The organism is Methanomassiliicoccales archaeon LGM-RCC1, from assembly GCA_030168575.1.
Classification (GTDB): domain Archaea; phylum Thermoplasmatota; class Thermoplasmata; order Methanomassiliicoccales; family Methanomethylophilaceae; genus Methanoprimaticola.
This window is the reverse complement of the sequence record CP115555.1, coordinates 1,569,022-1,588,102: the sequence shown is the minus strand read 5'-3', so window position 1 is coordinate 1,588,102 and position 19,081 is coordinate 1,569,022. Positions and strand designations below refer to the sequence as shown.

The 19,081-nt window shown below is 53.6% G+C and carries 16 protein-coding genes; 4 read left to right on the top strand and 12 right to left on the bottom strand.

From position 1 onward, the window contains the following. Positions 1–7: 7 nt before the first annotated feature. Complete coding sequence (hypF, locus tag PED39_08055; protein WII07536.1) at positions 8–2,170, bottom strand: carbamoyltransferase HypF; 2,163 nt, start codon at positions 2,168–2,170, stop codon at positions 8–10. A gap of 92 nt (positions 2,171–2,262) precedes the next feature. Between hypF and PED39_08050 the strand changes: the two genes are divergently transcribed. Then, on the top strand, positions 2,263–2,730 hold the full coding sequence (locus PED39_08050) for an aminoacyl-tRNA deacylase (protein ID WII07535.1): 468 nt from the start codon (positions 2,263–2,265) through the stop codon (positions 2,728–2,730). A 40-nt stretch (positions 2,731–2,770) separates the two neighbouring features. Here the strand turns inward: PED39_08050 and PED39_08045 are convergent, their stop codons facing one another. The 5 genes from PED39_08045 to PED39_08025 all read right to left on the bottom strand — a co-directional run bounded on the left by PED39_08045 (position 2,771) and on the right by PED39_08025 (position 8,202). Then, positions 2,771–3,556, bottom strand: a complete 786-nt coding sequence (locus tag PED39_08045; protein ID WII07534.1) for an ABC transporter ATP-binding protein — start codon at positions 3,554–3,556, stop codon at positions 2,771–2,773. After that, positions 3,553–4,347, bottom strand: a complete 795-nt coding sequence (locus PED39_08040; protein WII07533.1) for an ABC transporter permease — start codon at positions 4,345–4,347, stop codon at positions 3,553–3,555. Before PED39_08040 ends, PED39_08045 begins: the two co-directional genes overlap by 4 nt. Further along, positions 4,347–6,620 carry an ABC transporter substrate-binding protein gene (locus PED39_08035; protein WII07532.1) on the bottom strand — a complete coding sequence of 758 codons (2,274 nt, stop codon included), beginning with the start codon at positions 6,618–6,620 and terminating at the stop codon, positions 4,347–4,349. Before PED39_08035 ends, PED39_08040 begins: the two co-directional genes overlap by 1 nt. 176 nt (positions 6,621–6,796) lie before the next feature. Next, entirely contained in the window at positions 6,797–7,603 is an 807-nt protein-coding gene (locus PED39_08030; GenBank protein WII07531.1) for a hydrogenase nickel incorporation protein HypA, read from the bottom strand. Next, positions 7,600–8,202, bottom strand: a complete 603-nt coding sequence (locus PED39_08025; GenBank protein WII07530.1) for a GTPase — start codon at positions 8,200–8,202, stop codon at positions 7,600–7,602. The genes PED39_08030 and PED39_08025 overlap by 4 nt, the downstream gene beginning before the upstream one ends. Positions 8,203–8,369: 167 nt before the next feature. On the opposite strand from PED39_08025, the gene PED39_08020 reads away from it, so the two are divergent. Beyond that, entirely contained in the window at positions 8,370–8,780 is a 411-nt protein-coding gene (locus PED39_08020) for a universal stress protein (GenBank protein ID WII07529.1), read from the top strand. 51 nt (positions 8,781–8,831) lie between these two features. Here the strand turns inward: PED39_08020 and PED39_08015 are convergent, their stop codons facing one another. Genes PED39_08015 through PED39_07995 form a run of 5 tightly spaced genes read right to left on the bottom strand, consistent with a single transcriptional unit; the run spans position 8,832 to position 17,566 of the window. Then, positions 8,832–10,403: an Hsp70 family protein gene (locus PED39_08015; protein ID WII07528.1), complete on the bottom strand. Its 1,572-nt coding sequence runs from the start codon at positions 10,401–10,403 to the stop codon at positions 8,832–8,834. Beyond that, positions 10,400–11,260 carry a nucleotide exchange factor GrpE gene (gene grpE, locus PED39_08010; protein WII07527.1) on the bottom strand — a complete coding sequence of 287 codons (861 nt, stop codon included), beginning with the start codon at positions 11,258–11,260 and terminating at the stop codon, positions 10,400–10,402. The genes PED39_08015 and grpE overlap by 4 nt, the downstream gene beginning before the upstream one ends. Next, positions 11,257–12,519: a zinc ribbon domain-containing protein gene (locus PED39_08005; protein ID WII07526.1), complete on the bottom strand. Its 1,263-nt coding sequence runs from the start codon at positions 12,517–12,519 to the stop codon at positions 11,257–11,259. Before PED39_08005 ends, grpE begins: the two co-directional genes overlap by 4 nt. Beyond that, on the bottom strand, positions 12,520–15,522 hold the full coding sequence (locus tag PED39_08000; GenBank protein ID WII07525.1) for a hypothetical protein: 3,003 nt from the start codon (positions 15,520–15,522) through the stop codon (positions 12,520–12,522). It abuts the gene before it with no gap. 13 nt (positions 15,523–15,535) lie between these two features. After that, positions 15,536–17,566 carry an Hsp70 family protein gene (locus PED39_07995; GenBank protein ID WII07524.1) on the bottom strand — a complete coding sequence of 677 codons (2,031 nt, stop codon included), beginning with the start codon at positions 17,564–17,566 and terminating at the stop codon, positions 15,536–15,538. A gap of 181 nt (positions 17,567–17,747) precedes the next feature. On the opposite strand from PED39_07995, the gene PED39_07990 reads away from it, so the two are divergent. Next, positions 17,748–17,900, top strand: a complete 153-nt coding sequence (locus PED39_07990; GenBank protein WII07523.1) for a hypothetical protein — start codon at positions 17,748–17,750, stop codon at positions 17,898–17,900. Positions 17,901–17,986: 86 nt separating this feature from the next. Beyond that, positions 17,987–18,916 (top strand): tetratricopeptide repeat protein, encoded by a 930-nt coding sequence (locus PED39_07985; protein WII07522.1) that lies wholly within the window; start codon positions 17,987–17,989, stop codon positions 18,914–18,916. Here the strand turns inward: PED39_07985 and PED39_07980 are convergent, their stop codons facing one another. Further along, positions 18,917–19,054 (bottom strand): rubredoxin, encoded by a 138-nt coding sequence (locus tag PED39_07980; GenBank protein ID WII07521.1) that lies wholly within the window; start codon positions 19,052–19,054, stop codon positions 18,917–18,919. Between the last annotated feature and the right edge of the window lie 27 nt (positions 19,055–19,081).

Sequence of the window (19,081 nt, the reverse complement as noted above, 5' to 3'; positions counted from 1 at the left end):
TGGCCGATCAGGATTGCAGTCTCTTAGTCGCAATCGCAACCTGTCCTATGGACACGCCACCGTCCCCATTGGGGACGTCCTTGTGCAGAGCTATCGGATGTCCCGATTCCTTAGCTAGGTCGATGAACATGCGGGAGATCGTGTAGTTGTATGATACGCCTCCAGTGAGGCCCAGGGTACCGATGCCCATGGAATCCGCTGCTTCGGATGCAGAACGGACCAGTTCCTTCATGATGTTGTAAACAACCGAATAAGCGACATCCTCCCTTTTCTCGTTGGAAGGATGGAAAAGATGAGTTGTCTTCACGATCCCGTTGACTGTTTCCGTCTCGAATCCTTCGACGAGCTTCCCTCTTGCCAGGAGCGGTTCTAGCTTCATAGCGGGCTCTCCGTCATAGGTCCTCTGCGTGCACACGCCCAGTGAATACGACAGGGCATCCAGGACCCTTCCGAACGATGATGTCATCACGCTCTTGCCCATGAGCTTGTTCATGACAGCGGCTTCAGATTCAGTGAAGTCGTTGTTCTCCCGGCCGTTGATCGCATCTATCGCGAACCTCAGCCTCCTCAGGTCGTACAGGGCCCTTTCTGAACCAAGCAACGGGATGTTCTCAAGATGCGCTACCCTCTTGTACGAATCGAAATCCGATGCCAGGACCTCTCCTCCCCAAGCCGTTCCATCGTCCCCGTGGCCTGTTCCGTCAAGGGTCAGCGCGACACATGAATCAATGCGGTTATCGACCATCAGAGATGCGGCATGCGCCCAATGGTGCTGTACCTCTATCAGCTCGGCACCGTATTCGGATGCAAGGGTTTTGGCCAAAGGCCTATTGGAGTATCCCGGGTGGAGATCCATAGCGATCATCTCCGGTCTGCAGTTCAGGAATCCGATCTGGGTCCTGACCGCTTCTTCAAGGTATTCGGGGACGCCGATCTTCTCCCCGTTACCGATGTACTGTGTGGGCCAGATGTTCCCGTCGTATGCTACGGAGGCTGTAAGATTCTCCTGAGGACCCATTCCGACCGCACAGCCTTTGAAAGGTACCGAGATGTGGAATGGAACGTTGCCTCTGGAGCGGCGGATGAACTGAGTCCTGTCATCCAGCAGCCTAACCACGGTATCGTCGGCACGGTTCAGGATCGGCTGGTCGTGCAGCAGATACAGGTCCGCACCCAGTTCCTTGATCCTCTGATCGTCCACGATCATCGGTTCTCCCGGGACGTTGGCGGATGTCATCACCAGTGCATCATGCTTCAGTTCGGAGAACAGCAGATGGTGCATCCCGGTGTAAGGGAGGAACGATCCGATATTGTCGAGGCCAGGGGAAGCTAGCTCAGTGAATTCGTTCTGTTTCTTCTTCACGAGGACTATGGGCCTGTTTGGCGATTGGAGGAGTTCTTCCTCGTAAGGTGTGGGCTCCGCATACCTCTTGAGCGACTCCATGTCTCTGAACATTATGGCGAACGGTTTCTCCTTCCTGCCGTACCATTCTCTCATCTCCTTCAGGCGGTCGAGGGTGCAGCATATATGCATGCCACCCCAGCCTTTCACCACCGCGATGCATCCCTTGTCCAATTCCTTGGCCAGTTCACCTATGGGATCGCTGGTGTTCATCGGAGCCTTATCGTTCTCCAGCCTGTACCTCGGTCCGCATACGGGACAGCATATGGTCTGGTGATGGAATCTCCTGAAGGTGGGGTCGCTGAATTCCTTCTGACATTCCGGGCATAGTGGGAAGTCCTTCATGGATGTCAGTGGACGGTCGTACGGCATGCCGCTCAGCAGGGTGAAACGCGGTCCGCAGTTGGTGCACGTCGTGAAAGGATACTTGAAGCGCCTGCCCGGGGACATCATCTCCTTCAGGCAGTCGTCGCATACCGCGCTATCCGCAGGTATGGATGCACCGTCACCGTTCTGTTTCGACAGTGCGATGCTGAACCCTTCTCCTCCCTTGTATTCCTCTTCGATGAATTCGACAGAATCTATCCTTGCGAGCGGAGGGAGATCCCTCTTAATGGTCTCAAGAAGCTCTTCTCCCTTGTCGGTGTCGATGACGACGTCGGAACCGTTGTTCCATACCATGCCGTTGGCACCGATCTTGACTGCAGACCGGTAGACCGTGGGCCTGAATCCGACCCCCTGCACCGTTCCGCGGATGAGGAGCTTCATGCCACTGTATCAATCTCCTTTGAAATAAGTGTGGCGGGTTGACGGTGAGGCGCAGTTATTTGTATCTGACCGCCGAATCTGAGGACGATAGCATGGAAAAGACCAACCCCATGAGGCACCTCGACAGGCTGAAGATCCCTTACGAAGCCATCTTCTACGAGGGACAGGGCCTCAACGGTCTGGAGATCGCCCAGGCGAACGGACAGGATCCGGCGAGGGTGTTCAAGACCCTCATGACCATGGGGAAGGAGAAGTGCTACTACTGTTTCATGGTGCCCGTCACTGGCGAGCTGGACCTCAAGAAGGCAGCAGCCTCTGTCGGCGAGAAATCCGTATCAATGCTGAAGTCCGACCAGTTGCTTCCCCTTATGGGATACGTTCATGGCGGATGTTCACCGTTATGCACGAAACGTCCTGTCAGGATTACCGTCGACGAGTCCGCCAAGGATGCGGATTACATGTACTTCAGCGGCGGGAAGGTTGGTTGTCAGCTGAAGGTCAGCGTGTCCGATCTTCCGAAGATGATGGACTTCCAGTTTGCCGATATAGCTAGAAATTAAGGTAAAGGAGGAGGGGAAGATAATCCCCTCCAATTATTGGTCATTGGTTCATGACGTTCTCTTTCTCGAGCTCTTCAAGAATCCTCTTCCTCAGCGCAGTGAATTCGGGAGCCGAACGGTCGCGAGGCCTTGGCCAATCAAGGTCGATGACCTCTTTTATGACCGAAGGACGCTTGGACAGCAGCACCACGCGGTCGGACAGGAACAGCGCCTCATCCACAGAGTGCGTGATGAAGATAACTGTCTGTTCTGTCTTCTCGAGGATAGATACAAGCTGGGCCTGCATGATGTTCCTGGTCTGTGCATCGAGGGCACCGAAGGGCTCATCCATCAGGATCACGTCGGGATGATTGACCAGCGCACGGGCGATTCCGACACGTTGTTTCATTCCTCCGGACAATTCGTGTACCCTTGAATCCGCAAATTCTTTGAGACCTGCCAGTTCGATGTACTTCTCTGCCCTTTGGCGGCGTTCCTCCTTAGGCACACCGGCAATCTCCATTCCGAACTCGACGTTCCTTCTGACAGTTCTCCACGGGAAGAGAGCGAAGTCCTGGAAGACCATTCCTCTGTCGGATCCCGGTTCTTTGCATTCCTTGCCGGCGATGGTTATGGTTCCCTCCGAGGGCTCCAGAAGACCTGCGATCATGCGCAGTATCGTGGTCTTTCCGCACCCTGACGGGCCGACTAATGATACAAGCTCTCCCTTCTTGATGGTCAGGTCTATCCTATCGATTGCGACGGTCTCCGTCTCGTCCTTCTTGTAGACCTTGCGTATGCCATCTATGACGATGAAATCGTCTCCTTCTTTGATTTCTGGACTCATTCCATCCCCATCCTCTTTGAGATTCTCTTCTGTATGTACTCAGCAAGACTGGTGGTCAAGATTCCCAATATTGCGATGACAATCAGTACTGCGAACACACTAGGCCATAGGCTGTTCTGACACATGCTCTGCAGACAGTAACCTACTCCGATGGAGACCGGAGAGTACATCTCTGCTGCGACGATACACATCCATCCTACACCGAGACCTACTTTGATACCGTTCATCAGGTAAGGGATCGCACTGGGGACCATGACCTTCACGAAGACCTGTGTCTTATTGGCACCGAGGGTCTTGGCGGCGTCGATGAGGGTAGGGTCGATCTTCTTCACTCCGAAGATGATGTTGGTCAGCAGAGGGAAGAATATTCCGATGAAGACCACCAGTACAGGACCTACATTGTAGTTGATACCGTAGATGAAGACCGGAGCCCAAGCAATAGGCGCTATAGGCCTGAGGACCTCGATCATAGGCGTGACGAACGTGTTCAGGTTCTTGGAGTAACCCAGGAACAATCCCAGAGGGATCGCGACTAAGAGCGCGAGTCCGAATCCCTGGAGGAACAGGCTCAGTGAGGACCATATGATGCTGGCCGAAGACTGATGAGAGTAACCGTTGTTGATGAAATCAACGAATGCCCCTGCAGTCTCTGCAGGTGTCGGGAACACATTCGTGTTCGAGATCAGGGATAGGATCCACCATATCTCTACGAACATGATTAGAGATAGGGCGACGATCATCACTGTCTTGCCGAACCTGTGGTATTTGTTGTTGTCGTCGTATTTGAACATCAACTCTCACTCTCCACGACAATTATCTTCTTACCGTTGATGGTGGCGCTGGTGATCGGAGGCGCTCCCATGAATCCGAGGTCAGACTGTCCGCTCAGCAGATCCTGTGCGACAGAACCTCCGTTGGCGAGACCTCTGATCTCGACCTCGAGTCCGTAGTCCTCGAAGTATCCGAGGGATTTAGCGACCTGAACTGCGATCTGATGGATGTCACCGTCGATCGCTGCCACTTTGATGGTGCTCTTCTTGCTGTAGCTGGCAGAGCTGAGCTTAAGAGCCTTGTCAAGGTATGAATTATCGACGAAGGCCTCTGCGAATTCCGTATAGGATTTGAATCCAAGGTCCCTCATGGTCACGGTGATGCTTCCGAGTGAAGTCAGATTCTCTGCAAGGTTGGCGATGTCAGACTTCAGCGATTTGAGGTTGGATGTACCTTTCTCATCACTGTAAGTGTAAACCACAGTCTCCAACGCTTGCTTGATGACATCATCGGTAAGTCCCTTGATGTTGTCCTTGCATATCGAGACAAGGGTGTTGTACTTGTCACCGGAAACATCCTGTTTGGCGTCGTTGATGAAGTCCACAGCTTTGATGTAAGCAGCCAGGAATCTCACAGTCGCATCCTCGTTGGAATCCAGATAATCCTGGTATCCCGCGATAAGACAACAGGTGTGTCCGGGGAACAGGACGTTGGTGGTGATCATTCCCTTGTATCCCGGATCTGACAGGATGTAGTGATACTGGGGCTCCCAGAGGATTCCTCCGTCCAGAATTCCTTTGTTGTTGATAGCATGAGTGTAATTCTGGATTGTGTCGACATAGTACACGGTATCACTCGATAGTGTCGATCCAGAGTTATATTTCTCGAATTTCAGTTTCATGGTGTTCTGGACAAGGTCCATCAACTGAACATGCTGGATTGTAGATGCACCAGGTGTTCCGAAGACCTTTCCTCCCCAGAATTCTGAATGGAAGGTGACCTTACTATCGCTCGAAACGGAGATGAAGTCATCCGCATTGTATTTTGACGCGATGTAGATGCCTGATCCGTCGGTGTTGACCCTCGAGAGAAGCGAGAGCTCCTTGTCCACTTTGGTATCGGTCTTCTGATGCACGATAATCTTCTTTCCGTTTATCGTTGCACTGGTGATAGGGGGTGCACCCATGAATCCGAGGTCAGACTGTCCGCTCAGCAGATCCTGTGCGACAGATCCTCCGTTGGCGAGACCTCTGATCTCGACCTCGAGTCCGTAGTCCTCGAAGTATCCTAACGACTTTGCGACCTGGACCGCGATCTGATGGATGTCACCGTCGATAGCAGCCACCTTGATGGTGCTAGTGGCCTGCTTATCATAGGAACCGTATGTCAGTGCTCCTGACAGATATTGGTTGTCAACAAAAGCCTCTGCCAACTCATCGTAAGAACCGAACCCGAGCTCATCGATCTTCACTGTGATTCCTCCCAGTTCGGTCAGATTCTCTGCAAGGTTGGCAATATCCTTCTTAAGAGCATTCAGATTGGATTTGCCGACTTCATCGCTGTAAGTGTAAACCACAGTCTCCAACGCTTGCTTGATGACATCATCGGTAAGTCCCTTGATGTTGTCCTTGCATATCGAGACAAGGGTGTTGTACTTGTCACCGGAAACATCCTGTTTGGCGTCGTTGATGTAGTTTACCGCTTTGATGTAGGCGGCTAGGAACCTCATGGTCTCATCGCCATGTACGTCCAGATAATCCTGGTATCCCGCGATAAGACAACAGGTGTGTCCGGGGAACAGGACGTTGGTGGTGATCATTCCCTTGTATCCCGGATCTGACAGGATGTAGTGATACTGGGGCTCCCAGAGGATTCCTCCGTCCAGAATTCCTTTGTTGTTGATGGCATGAGTATAATTCTGTATGGTGTCCACGTAGTATACGGTATCCGAGGCGAGTGTTCCGCCCGAGTTATATTTCTCGAATTTGAGCCCTAGGTTATTCTGAACGATTCCCATCAACTGAACGTGCTGGATGGTGGATGCGCCAGGTGTTCCGAAGACTTTTCCTCCCCAAGCATCTGTGTTGTAAGTAACCTTTCCGCTGCTGGAGACGCTAATGAAATCGTCCGCGTTGTATTTTGATGCGATATAAATTCCAGAACCATCTGTGTTCACTCTGGCGATCAGAGACACTTCCTTTTCCACCTCTGTGGAAACGTTCTCAGAGTCCCTGTCGAGAACAACGATAATTCCTGCCGCAATGATCTCGATCAGTACGACAATGATTACCATTTGTTTTGTGTTGATGGTATCACTTCCTGGTCGTAAAATTTCAGATGATAATATAACCTTATTGGGAAATGATTTCCTTATTGTACAATTATCGAGATGTTATTCAATTAATACAATATGTTAAAAGATGTTAACAAAACCCTTCCCCATGAGCTGGGGAAGGGGATTAAAACGATTCACTCGTCGTGATGGTGGCAGTGGCATTCGCCATACTCATGCTCATGATGGTCCTCATGCTCATGGCAGTGGCATTCGTCTGAGCAACAGCAGTAGTAGTGAACGTCCTCGTAGTAGTTGTTCACAATGCATTTTCCGTGGTGCTCATGGCTGCAACAGCACTCTTCCTCATGCTCGTGCTCATGATCGCATCCACATTCGTGATGGTCATGGTGGTGATGCTCATGATCATGGTGATCGTGACCGCAACAGCACTCTTCCTCATGCTCGTGGTGGTGCTCGTGTCCGCATTTGCACTCGCCGTGCTCGCAGCAGCAGTGGTAGTACACTTTGCCGTAGTAGTTGTTCACAACGCATTCCTCTTCCTCATGCTCATGGCAGCAGCATTCTCCGTGCTCATGCTCGTGGTGGTGATGGTGATGGTGGTGATGCTCATCAATCTCGCACATGAGTCCGCTGTCATCGATCGCATGGTGCATAACGTGGTGGAGTTCCTCCTCATCAACATCGAGCACTGCGGACATGAATGTGAAATTGACCTTCTCCTGAGGCCCGAGTGTTCCGTGCTTCTCAACACCGTTACTCATGTCGGTCAGGTTGAATGTGATGCCGGATCCGTCCTCGAGAGTGACCGCGGCCTTGATGTGTCCAAGGAGCACACCTGCCTCGGAGACGACCCAATTTCCAACGGAAGTCATGGCCTTAACGAGTCTGGCCTCCGCATCCGCATTCCAGCAGTCTATGCTTCCAGTGAGTCCGGTGGCAACTCCGCCGGCCTGTTCCAATGATGTCTTCTCTCCGCTCATTTCATCATCTCGTAAACTGAATCCATGTTCTCTCCGGTCTTGGCAGAGATGACCATGACCTTTTTGTCAGGGAATTCCTTCTTGAACCATGCTTCGATGGCATCGACCTGTCCTGGTTTGGCCAGGTCCTTCTTGTTGATCAGAACGAAATCGGCTCCGACCATCTGTCTCTTAATGAACTCTTCCTTCTTATCGATCAGGATCTGGAATCTCTCGACATCGGATATGCCTATGATGAAGATTCCCTCGGCATCCACGCCTGAGCTCTCAACGAGTTCTTTCACCTTGTGGGGCAATGCCAATCCTGTCGGTTCGACGATGATGATGTCGGGATCGATGTCGTCCTCGATGTTCTTCATAGCTGTCTGCAGCGTTCCGGAAAGGGAGCAGCAGATGCATCCGTCAGGGAGTTCGATCGCATCATATCCCTCAGCTTTGAGGGTGGCGCCATCCACACCGATCTCACCGGATTCGTTGACCAGGAGAGCGGTTTTCAGTCCACGCTTGGTGTACATGGATGCTAGTTTCATCAGAAGGGTGGTCTTTCCACTTCCAAGGAATCCGCCCAATATGTATACGAACATAACTTCCTGTATCATCACCATATATAAGGAATATTCGATTAGTACTTCTATATAAAAGATAAAGGATTGTTTAATGGTTGATTGAACAAAGGATCGTTTTTCACCATCCAGTGTTGCAATGAGGGTAGGATGGTTTGTCCGAGGTCAACTTTTATACTCTCTAGGCACGATATCTAATTGCAATGACCATACTTATTGCGTACGATGGGAAACCGCACACGGAAGCCGCATTGAATTACGCCGCCAAGCTGTCGGTGGGCCTCAACGAGCCCCTGTACATACTCACAGTGGTCTCGAAGGATCAGATGGATCCCGAGGACATAGACACATCCGTGCAGGCGTACATGCAGGCCGCACAGGAGAGGGCTATGCTCAACGGTGCAACCGACGTGCATATAATCATCGAGGTCGGTAAACCCGACGACACGATCCTGGAGGTAACCGACAGGTTCCAATGCGATGCAGTAGTGGTCGGCAGGCCGGACAGGTCCCGTTTCGACAGGATGGTCATGGGAAGCGTATCTCAGAACCTCGTCGAGAATTCTTCCTGCCCTGTCATCATTGTCCCCACTCCCGAAGAGAGCAAGGACTGAATTCTGAATTATTGAAAAAAAATGGGGGCTGATGCCCCCGTTGTGGTTTTATCAGTTCGCATTGGTGACCTTGTCCATCAGGCCCTGAGACTTGGAGATCTCATCGGCGGACATGGTCATCTCGTTCTCGATCTGGTAGTCGGAGTGCTGCTCCATGCAGTCCACCGAAGCGATGAGGATACCCTCGTTGGTAGCAGTGAACTTCACGGTGATCGGGGTGCTCTTGGTGACATCCACAGGCAGCTCCATCATGAAGTTTCCGACAGGTGCTCCCTCGATGACAGGGGTCTTCTTTCCTCTGTCGTCGTTGAATGCCGCATCCTCGTAGATCTCCACCATGATGGTGTTCTGACCGTCGTCGACGGGGTAGTACGTCTTGACGTTCTCGATGGGCAGAGCCTCGTTCCTGAAGATGATGTTGGAGATCATCTCGGATCCGTCCTCGTAGACCGCTTTGATTCCGAAGGTCTTGGACAGGACGTTGTGAACGTTGATAGCTCCCTCGACCGTGGATGCTGCTCCGGCAGCGGTGGTGGCGGCCATATCAGGTGCGACCATGTTGGACTTGGCGAAGATGGCTGCTCCCTTGGCGACGGACTGGTCAGGGTCGTAGAGGTTGATCTTCGCGTCGGGGTACTTGGCGGCGATGCTGTTCTTGACCTGAGGCATCCTGGAGGATCCTCCGACAAGGACGACCTCGTCGATATCCGCCATGGTGAAGTCCTTGGAGGCGAGCACACGGTCGATGATCTCGATGGTGGTCTGGATGAGTCCGCTGGAAGCGTTCTCGAAGTCCTCCCTGGTGACGGTGAAGACGACCTTCTGGCCGTCGACGGTCATGGTTCCCTTGGTGGACTCAGCTGTGGACAGCCTCTTCTTGATGGTCTCCGAGTCGTTGACGAGGGTCTGCTTGACCTCCTCGTTCTCGTCCAGGGATTCCTTGTCGATTCCGGTCTCCTCTGAGATCTTCTGCTTGACGATGTTGGAGATGATGGCATCCCAGTCCTTTCCTCCGAGGAACCTCTCTCCGTCGGTTGCGACGGCAGTGAATGATGTTCCGTCGATCTCGAGGATGGTGACATCGAAGGTTCCTCCTCCGAGGTCGTACACCAGGACCCTCTTCTTGCCGCCATCCGCCTTTCCGAATCCGAAGGAGATGGCTGCTGCTGTGGGCTCGTTGATGACGGTGACGTCCTCCAGTCCGGCGATGGTTCCTGCCGTCTTGGTGGCGTCCCTCTCGTTCTGTCCGAAGTATGCGGGACATGTGATGACCGCCTTCTTGACCTCGCATCCGTGGTTCTCATTGAAGTCGTTGATGATCTTCCTGAGGATGACCGCAGAGAGCATGATGGGGTTGTAGGTCTCGCCGTCGATGCTGACGGTGTAGTCTGTTCCCATCTGCCTCTTGATGGACGTGATGACCCTCTCGGGCTCGTACATCATGGACATGTCCTTTGCGGGAGATCCGACGATGATCTCCCCGTTCTCGTTGAAGAGGATGACTGACGGAGTTGTGTCCTCCTGCTCGAAGTTCTTCTCAACTACCGGGTCCCCATCCTCATCGATGTAGGCTAGGCACGAGTATGTCGTACCGAGGTCGATACCGATGCAATAATCTGTCATTCTTCTTCCTCCGTTTTCTTAGCTTTTGCTTTTGTGGTTCTCTTTTTCTTCGAAGTCGTTTTGGTAGCGGGTTTGGCAGGTGCCTCCTCGGCGGCCTTGGGCTGCTCTTCAGCGACCGGCTGGCTGACCTCAGGGGTCTCCTGGACGATCTCCTGCGGCATGTTCTCGGTGTACTTGTAGACGGTGACCTTCTCCTTGAGAAGGACCCTGTCTCCCAATTTGTAACCGTCCGAAAGCCTCTCAGCTATCTGACCGTTCTTGGACTGGTCGTTCGTTGGTACAACCTCCACTATGCGCTGGTGGATCGTGTTGAGGGTATCGTATGGGAAGTGTCCGATCTCGACACCTCCGTCGTGCAGGATGTTCTCCATGTCCACTTCGTATGCCTTGAACGATGCAAGCACGTCCTTGGCCGACATGGTATCGATCTTCTTCTCCATGCCTGCGCACAGCTTGAAGAAATCCTCCCTCATGATGGCGATCTGCTCCATTGAGGATACGAGCGCCTTGTTCGTTATCTCTATGTTCTGTCTCTCGATCGTAGCCTGGAGAGCCTTGATCTGCTCTCTGGATGTCATGTACTCCGACATGTCCTGCGAAGGGCCGGCCGATGCCCTGAGGGACTCGACTGTGCTCTGCAGACCTGCGATCTGTCTCTTCAGTTCGTTCAATGTATCCTCGACCGATGTCCCGGGGGCATTCTGGGCCGGCGGTGCATCGTTGACTTGGATCCCCTGATCGTGCAGCTCCTGATCCGTGGGCACCCTGATGCTGACCCCATCGTGGGATTCAGGTTCGGGTGTGTTCTTGTTCTGGAAACTGCCTGACAGGAAGTTCTTGAAATTATAGTCGCTCATCTTAGTCCCTCCTTGTTCAGCAGCCAAATGAACGGATCCTCGACCCTCATGGGGGAGACTCCCCTAGGCAGCGAGTTGCCCGTGGGGTTGCATCCCAGGGCGGACACTGCGAAGAACGAGTGGTCTTTGAAGCTGCGAACCAGCTGTAGGAATTCGATACCGATCGTCCTCCTGATGTACTCCTCCAGCTCAGCGTTGATCTGGTCGAAGTTCTCTGCGTCGTACTTCCCGTGCTCGCGCGGGATGTGCAGCGAGGAGTTCAGTCCGAACAGTACCTTCTTCTCCTCCTCGTTCTCCGAGGATTTGTAGAGCACATCGGACTTCGTCAGGCTGACGGCGATAGGAATGTCGATCTTCTCCTTTGATTTGATCTTCTTGTTTGTGCGGATGATCTGACAGATGTTGTTCAGGATATCCGTGGCGTTGGGGCCGACCTCCGGCTTGTTGTCCACCTGTATCCTCTGGTTGATGTACTTCACCTGCAGGGGATCCACCAGGTACACTATTCCGGATGCCAGAGATATGAATGCGTTGAGGTTCACCTGCATCATCCTGTTGGTGGTAACCAGATCCTCTCCGGCTGTGTCGAAGAAGGCGAAGGTGAACACCTGGGGCTTGTCGCTGTTCAGGATCCTCAGGTAGAAGATCAGCGGCTCGCGGGAGTCCTCGGAGCTTCCGAAGGACAATGTAGGCTGCAGCTTCCTCTTCTCCTCGAAGAGCCTGCGGTAGTAGACGTCCCTGTACTTGATCGTGGTGCTGTCGTTGGCAGCGTTCAGCACGCCGTTGAACTCGCTGGAGATGGCATTCTTCAGCTGGTTGATCAACACGGCGATGTAGTGACTCTTACCCACTCCCTTGGGTCCGAGGATGACGAAGATCTTGTTGCCTTCCTCCTCCGCTCCCGGCGGGATCATGTTGTGGCAGGTGGGGCACACCCTGAGGTATACGGGCCTCTTGCATATGTCGCAGAATCCCGACGAGTTCCTGATGATGTGCTGTTTGGCGACTATCGCGTCCGGTCCGAAGGGGTCCTTTCCGTACACCAGGCTCTTCTCGCGGTCGATCTCCTTCTGTCCGTCCTTCGAGACGTACATGAGGTCCTTCTCGTTCCTCGTGGCGACCGCATTGGCCGCGAATGTCCTGGAACAGCTGGGGCTGGTGCAGACGAAGTGGATCTTCGCCATGTCCACCTTGGTGAAGCAGTAGGGACAGACGTAGTCCTTCCTGGCGACGCTGTGGGATGTCTCTTTCTTGGCCATTCAATCTTGCCTCCTGTTGTACAGCGGGTGTATGAACCTGTAGAGGTTGTAGTCCTCCTCGTTCACGAAGAACACCCTCATGTGCTCCGCATCGGTGTGACCGGCTAGGATCACATCTAGCGAGCATTTGCCGTTGGTGAAAGTCACGGGCTTGCCCGAGGACCAGAGCACTTCTCCGTCCTCCTTGCGAAGAGGAATCCCCACATCTACACGTACTATGGCGATCTCCGGGATGCTTGTAACCTCGGGACCGGCAGTCAGCTCCAGCATGGGTCTCCTCTTGGCCGGATCCAGTGTGTAGTAGACCTTCTTGCATTCAGAGGAGTAGACATCGATGACTATCCCTCTGGAGTACATTGTGTCGTTATTGATCTTGTATACCGCGAATATATTGATGCACTTCTTGGGAGAGCGTCCCATGGGTATCCTGATGAGCTTCTCCTCGTTGTACTCCTCACGGCTGACCGTTATGATCTCAGCAGTGGGGTCGTTGATGTTCTTGGCATCGGACGTGGACACGACCAGCTTGGCCGATATGGCATCCTCCGGCCAGGTCATGGTCAGGATGCAGTCCTTGTTGCTGATGATCTTCTCGACGTCGCGGAAGGGCTTCAGGTTGGCGATGAGGACCTCGGTACCTTTGATACCGACCTTGCCCATCGGGATTATGGGGTAGATGTACTCCACCGCTCCGTCGGGCAGGAAGAACCTGCATCCGTTATCGTATTCGACAACGGGCTGGATCTCGTTCATCCAGGCCTTGATGTCCTCCATCTTGACCATGTTGCCCTGAATGGTGTACTTCTTCTCGGAGGAGAACAGCATCACCTGGCTTTTGGTGGACCATGTGGCCTGATACGTTCCGTCGGTCTTCATCCACTGTATGTCGAGGTCGCGGACGGGCTTGGGTGCGTCCACAGGAGTTCCGGAGAACACATTGCCCTCCGACCTCTCGATCTTGTTCCTGGTCTGGTATTCGGCCACGAACAGGTAGTAGTACGTCTGTCCGCCCTTCAGACCTAGGTCGTCGTATACGGATTCCCCGTTGATCGGAAGCTCCACGTTGGTACCGCTGACGTTGTCGGCCCTCCATACGCGGACCTGGGTGGCTCCGCGGGGCTTGTCGTACATCAGGCGGAGACCGCCGTCGATCTGCTCGATCGTGACATTATCGACCTCGGACAGGATGATGACCGGTCCGAAGTGGGCCGCTTCCCTGGAGAGTATTCCCCAGCGTCTGGAGTACACAGAGTAGTGGTACTCGACTCCGGGCTCGAGGGACTTGTCTATGAACGCGGTTCCCGATATCTCGGTCAGCGGACGGGTCTCGTCTGTAACGTTGGGCAGGGAGTTCTTCTCCCTGTAGATCATGTATGTTACACCCTTGCTGTCCATCGGCGGCTCGAACTTCAGCAGGAAGTGACCCTTATCCCTCAGGACCTTTCCGTTGGGATCGACGGGGCCCGCGGGCGGGTACTGCTTGAGAACTCCTTTGGCTACCGGGTGGTCGGGGCATTCCTGTGCCGCACCGACATACAGCGAGAGCATCTCGTTCCTGTCCTCTGCGGACTTGGCCTTCTCGCAGTAGACATTGGCATGCTCGACGCGCTGCAGGGACTCCTCGTACTTCTGTTTGATATCCGGGTAGGTCTGCAGTTCGTAGGGGTACTTCGCGACGATGGTGTCTCCGGCGCTCTTCGCGGAGTAGAACTTGTTTGTCTTGTATCCGTCGGAGACCATGCCCCTCAGGGTGTTGAGGGTTCCCTGCTCCTTGCGGAGCTGAATCTCCATGGCTGCGATGCCGGGGAATGTAGAATACGTATCCTTCAGGAGGGTGAGCTCCTTCTCCGCCTTCGAGAGGTTTCCTCTCTGGAGGTCCATCTGGAAGCTGAGGGATAGGTTCTGAGCCTTGGTCTCCCCTTCCTTGAAGTTGAATCCGCACTTGATACAGATGTTGTTGCTGGCCATCTGTGCTGTGCTGCACTGGGGACAGACTATCTTGAAGTTCTTACCGCAGTAGGGACAGTAGATGGTGTTCTTCCCGCCGGGAACCATGTTGTTACACGTGGGGCACCTGATCATCGTGCTGTCCATCTTCGAGAAGTTGGCAGCTATCCTCTTCTTGTGGCAGAACATCTCCAGTATGAACACGCACATGTTCTGGTCCAGTCCCCTGACATAGATGTTCATCAGATCGTCTATGTAGGTCCTGGAGATCTGCTGGCCGTTGTATTCGCCCTCGATCCTGTCCATGACGGGCTCCAGGGCTTTGTAACATCTTCCGTAGTTGATGAGGTCCTTGAAGTCCTTGTCCGAATCGATGATGAGCTTCATGCTCCTCAGGACCGATATGTAGGAGTCCTGGTCCAGCAGGAGCTCCTGCCTGACGCTGTTGACCCTCTTCTCGCACAGATCGAACGCGTTCCTTATCTGGGCGAGGGAGCTGGTCTCCGTGAGGGGATCGCACCTGATCTCCAGATCAGGATTGTTGATCAGTGTGTTGAGAACCTCCACCGGCGTGTATGAATCCACGGTGGTGAGGTTCGTGAACGCGTTCAAGACCTTCTCGCTGACGATCTTCGGTATACCGCCGTCCGTCACTCCAGCCAGCTTCAGTACCTGAGCCTTGTTCACGCCATCCCAGTGCAGCCTCTTGACGAAGTTGTCCGCTATGCCGGGAAGGATGAAGTATCTGCCGTCTGAGAGTATGACGCAGTCCATCTTGAGCTTCTGACATTTGCCCTCGAGGCTCTTCTTACCGTCGGCGAAGACCTTCCTCCTGAGCACGGGGTCCGCCATGCAGCGTCTCATGTTGGGGATCTGGTCCAGCAGCTTATGGTACTTGAACCTCTGACCTGTGTCGTTCTGCTTGTTCCTGAACTCGTTAGCCCACTTGACCTCCATCTTGTCGATCTTCTCGTTGATCTTATCGAGGGAGTACTTGTTCTCGCCGAATGGGTCGAGTCCAAGGAGCTGACAGTAGTTCTCTGTCTGATTGTCCATGTTAACGACCTGTTCAGCGCACAGCTAGACCCATGTTACCAGATGAAATCGCGGTTGCGATCGTACCGAAGGTGTCTCCGAGCTTGTCGATGGTGGTGAACAGAGCACCGTCGTCGACAGTGGCGATCTGCCTGAGGAACGATGTGTCGGCCTCTCCGAGACCGACTGCGATGATCGTGATGTTCTCGGACCTGCAGGCGAGGGCCTGCTCTACGGCATTCTCCCTCTTTCCCCAGATTCCGTCCGTGAGCACTACGATGATGCCGACTCCGGGCTGTCCGCCCACGACCGCACTCGCAGTGGCGAGCGGGCTGGCGTCCGTACCCCTTCCGAGCATCTTGACCTTGAGCTCCTCAATGGAGTTCATTATGACATCCGTATCGTTGGTGAGTTCCTGGACAACCTTGATCTTGTCACCGAATCCGATGAGGGAGAATCTGGTCTCATCATCGGAAAGCGTGCGGACGAAGTTGCGTATCGAGTCCTTTGCAGCCTCGATGGGTTCACCATCCATACTCCTGGAGAGATCGACGCAAATCGCGATGTTCTTTGCGATGACAGCATCGCTGGGCTTGTCGTGCGGGTCACCGCCCATCCACCTGATATCCTCAGGGACGGGCTCAGACTTTACCTCCAGTGGCTCCTCGCCCTGGAATGCCTTGATGTTGACGATTCCGTTCTCGTCGTAATTGTACTCAATGTCGATGATCTCTCCCTTTCCGCTGTTGTAGAATCCGGAGATGACCACTTTGGCGAGGACGTTACAGTCCAAAGGCACCCTGGACTCTCCCTGGAGGGTATAGACCTCGATCTTGTCCGTGACGTTGCCGGGCTTTATCTCGAACTGCTTCCTGCAGTTGCTGGGGACCTTGGAGTTCCTCTTGATCATGATCTCGTTGACGTACTTCTTGCCGTCCTTGCTGACGGACAGTGCTCCCAGACTGTGGGCGGTGACGTCCGTGACCTGCATGGCAGCCCTGATGCCTGTGGCGCTGCTGCTGTACAGCTCGGCTGTGATGGCAGCTCCCTTGGCGACCGCAAGATCGGTGTCGCCGTGTGTGATGACCTCACGTCCGGTGAGGTCCTTCAGGAACTTGGCGACTCCAGGCATCCTTGTGGATCCTCCGACCAGGAGGATCTCGTCGATGTTGGTCCACTGCATCCCGACGGAATCCATGAGGTCCTCGCAGACCTCCTTGGTGGCGTTCATCAGGTGCTCTGTCATGGACTCGAACTCGTCCCTTGTGAGCGTGTATTTCTCGCTGCATCCGTCGTAGTTAACGGGGATGGTGACGCTCTCTGCTATCGAGAGGGTCTTCTTGTATCCCTCTGCAGCTACGATGAGCTCGTTCTTGGTAGGCAGGTCGTCCCTCGGATCCACATCGAACTCGTTGTAGAACTTGTCGCATACGAATTTGACGATCGCAGCGTCCCAGTCCTTTCCTCCAAGGATGTGGTTTCCGTTGGTACCTACGACCTCTATGTTTCCTTTGCTGATCCTGACGATCGTGACATCGAAGGTTCCTCCTCCGAGGTCGTAGACCAAGAGCGTCTTGTCAGCAGAGTGCTTGTATCCGTATGAAATTGCAGCCGCGGTAGGCTCGTTGATGATCTTGGGCACCTTTATGCCGCATGATTCGCCCGCGCGCTTGGTAGCGGTCCTCTGTGCATCTTCGAAGTATGCGGGGACCGTGATGACAGCCTCGTCGACCTTCTCGCCTGTCGCTTTCTCTGCATCCTCTATGAGGTGCTTGAGCAGCATTGCGGAGAGGTCCTCGGCAGTGTAATCCTTTCCGTTGAAGCTCACCACTACGGAGCCGTCGCCCATGTTGCGCTTGAAAGCTGCGGCGTTGACTCCTGTACCGTTCGACTGCATGTCCTTGGCATCCTCACCGACCAGGATGTCGCCGTCATCTAGGAAACAGATGACTGACGGTGTGATCTCCTTTCCGAACGAGTTGTTCAGCATGATCGGCTTGTTGGTTGCCGTGTCATATCTTGCTACTGCAGAGTATGTTGTTCCGAGGTCTATACCTACCTTCATAATCCCATCGCGGAAGCGATGGTTTTCACTCTATATAATATAAAGGTAACGGTTTTACGATATTCGTAGCTTATAAAAGGTGACGGCTTAATTTTGAAAAGTAAAGTAGTTTTGATGACGGATTTCGTAGCCATTCTGGAAGACGTTTTTCCATCATCATTCAGCACTTCTTCTGGTGCGTATGAGCATCATTATGAGCACCACGACGACCCCTAAAGCAATCAATCCGGAGGCAACCATGATGATCATTTGGTTCTCGATGAAGAAGTCCCTTGCCAAAACCATGAGAGCCGACATCGCCATGAGGGCAGCGGCTAGGATGACCGCAGCATAAACCAATGGTCCCTTGATCATGGGCTTTGGATAGACCTACGGATAGAAATGCATTGGGTTAAATCGTTGGGAGCAGTTAAGGGGGGCATGGAAGATCCTGCCGTCTACTGCATGCAGGCAGTCAACTGTTATCAGACCAATCCCGAGAGGGCGGTAGCCCTGTTCGAACGTGCCGCCGAACTCGGGTCTCCCGAGGGTTACTTCGGTTTGGCGGAGATGAAGATCAACGGAATGGGCACACCCAAGGACGTCGAGGGCGCTGTAGAGCTCTACAAGAAGTCAGCAGAAGGAGGGAACACCCCCGCCATGTTCAGGCTAGGCGGAATATACACCGGCTCATACGGATACCCCGAGGACAAGGAGCAATGCAGGATCTGGTTCGAGAAGGCTGCAGAGGGGGGTGTGGATCTAGCATATCCCGAGATCGCCGCCATCTACCTCTACGGGTACGGCACGGAGCCCGATTCCAGCAAGGCTCTCCATTACTACAAGCTCTCCGCCGACACAGGCAACGCACAATCCATGTTCATGGTCGGATACATAAAATCCGAATTAGTCGCCACGGACGAGTCCAGAAAGGACTCCGTAAAGTGGTTCGTCAAGTCTGCCGAGGGAGGGATCCCGGAGGCACAGTTCAGGGTTGCTAGGCTGACGGAGGATGGGAAGATCCCAGGAGGATTCGATGAGGCCAAGAAATGGTACGAGAAGGCAGCCGACCAGGGATTCGACCCTGCCAAGTTCAATCTCGCCACCATGTACTATGAAGGAAGGGGCACCAAGCAGAATCTGGAGAAGGCATTCGTCCTTTACGATGAGGTGGCCTCGTCCGGAGACGGTGATGCGCTGTTCATGACCGCCAGGATGCTGTATAGCGGCCTGGGCATAGCGCAGGACACTGAAGAAGCGATGGAAAGGTTCGGACGTTCCGCCGCAGCGGGAAATAAGCTGGCTGAGGAGTTCCTCACCGATATCCGCCGCAAGCAGAACGCCCAATTCGTGAAGATAGACGGACTGTGATCAGTCGTCCATTGGGACGAACTCGGATTTGGGCTCTCCGCAGACGGGGCACTCCCAATCGTCGGGAAGGTCAGCGAACTTGACTCCCTGTTCATCCTCATCATAGATGTATCCGCACATAGGGCATCTGTATTTCATGAGATCGAATCGATGAGCACATATTTA

Excerpts from the sequence above, each read along its gene's own strand:
- hypF (WII07536.1), bottom strand. The coding sequence starts at position 2,170 with ATGAAGCTCCTCATCCGCGGAACGGTGCAGGGGGTCGGATTCAGGCCC.
- PED39_08050 (WII07535.1), top strand. The coding sequence starts at position 2,263 with ATGGAAAAGACCAACCCCATGAGGCACCTCGACAGGCTGAAGATCCCT.
- PED39_08045 (WII07534.1), bottom strand. The coding sequence starts at position 3,556 with ATGAGTCCAGAAATCAAAGAAGGAGACGATTTCATCGTCATAGATGGC.
- PED39_08040 (WII07533.1), bottom strand. The coding sequence starts at position 4,347 with ATGTTCAAATACGACGACAACAACAAATACCACAGGTTCGGCAAGACA.
- PED39_08035 (WII07532.1), bottom strand. The coding sequence starts at position 6,620 with ATGGTAATCATTGTCGTACTGATCGAGATCATTGCGGCAGGAATTATC.
- PED39_08030 (WII07531.1), bottom strand. The coding sequence starts at position 7,603 with ATGAGCGGAGAGAAGACATCATTGGAACAGGCCGGCGGAGTTGCCACC.
- PED39_08025 (WII07530.1), bottom strand. The coding sequence starts at position 8,202 with ATGATACAGGAAGTTATGTTCGTATACATATTGGGCGGATTCCTTGGA.
- PED39_08020 (WII07529.1), top strand. The coding sequence starts at position 8,370 with ATGACCATACTTATTGCGTACGATGGGAAACCGCACACGGAAGCCGCA.
- PED39_08015 (WII07528.1), bottom strand. The coding sequence starts at position 10,403 with ATGACAGATTATTGCATCGGTATCGACCTCGGTACGACATACTCGTGC.
- grpE (WII07527.1), bottom strand. The coding sequence starts at position 11,260 with ATGAGCGACTATAATTTCAAGAACTTCCTGTCAGGCAGTTTCCAGAAC.
- PED39_08005 (WII07526.1), bottom strand. The coding sequence starts at position 12,519 with ATGGCCAAGAAAGAGACATCCCACAGCGTCGCCAGGAAGGACTACGTC.
- PED39_08000 (WII07525.1), bottom strand. The coding sequence starts at position 15,522 with ATGGACAATCAGACAGAGAACTACTGTCAGCTCCTTGGACTCGACCCA.
- PED39_07995 (WII07524.1), bottom strand. The coding sequence starts at position 17,566 with ATGAAGGTAGGTATAGACCTCGGAACAACATACTCTGCAGTAGCAAGA.
- PED39_07990 (WII07523.1), top strand. The coding sequence starts at position 17,748 with ATGAGCATCATTATGAGCACCACGACGACCCCTAAAGCAATCAATCCG.
- PED39_07985 (WII07522.1), top strand. The coding sequence starts at position 17,987 with ATGGAAGATCCTGCCGTCTACTGCATGCAGGCAGTCAACTGTTATCAG.
- PED39_07980 (WII07521.1), bottom strand. The coding sequence starts at position 19,054 with ATGAAATACAGATGCCCTATGTGCGGATACATCTATGATGAGGATGAA.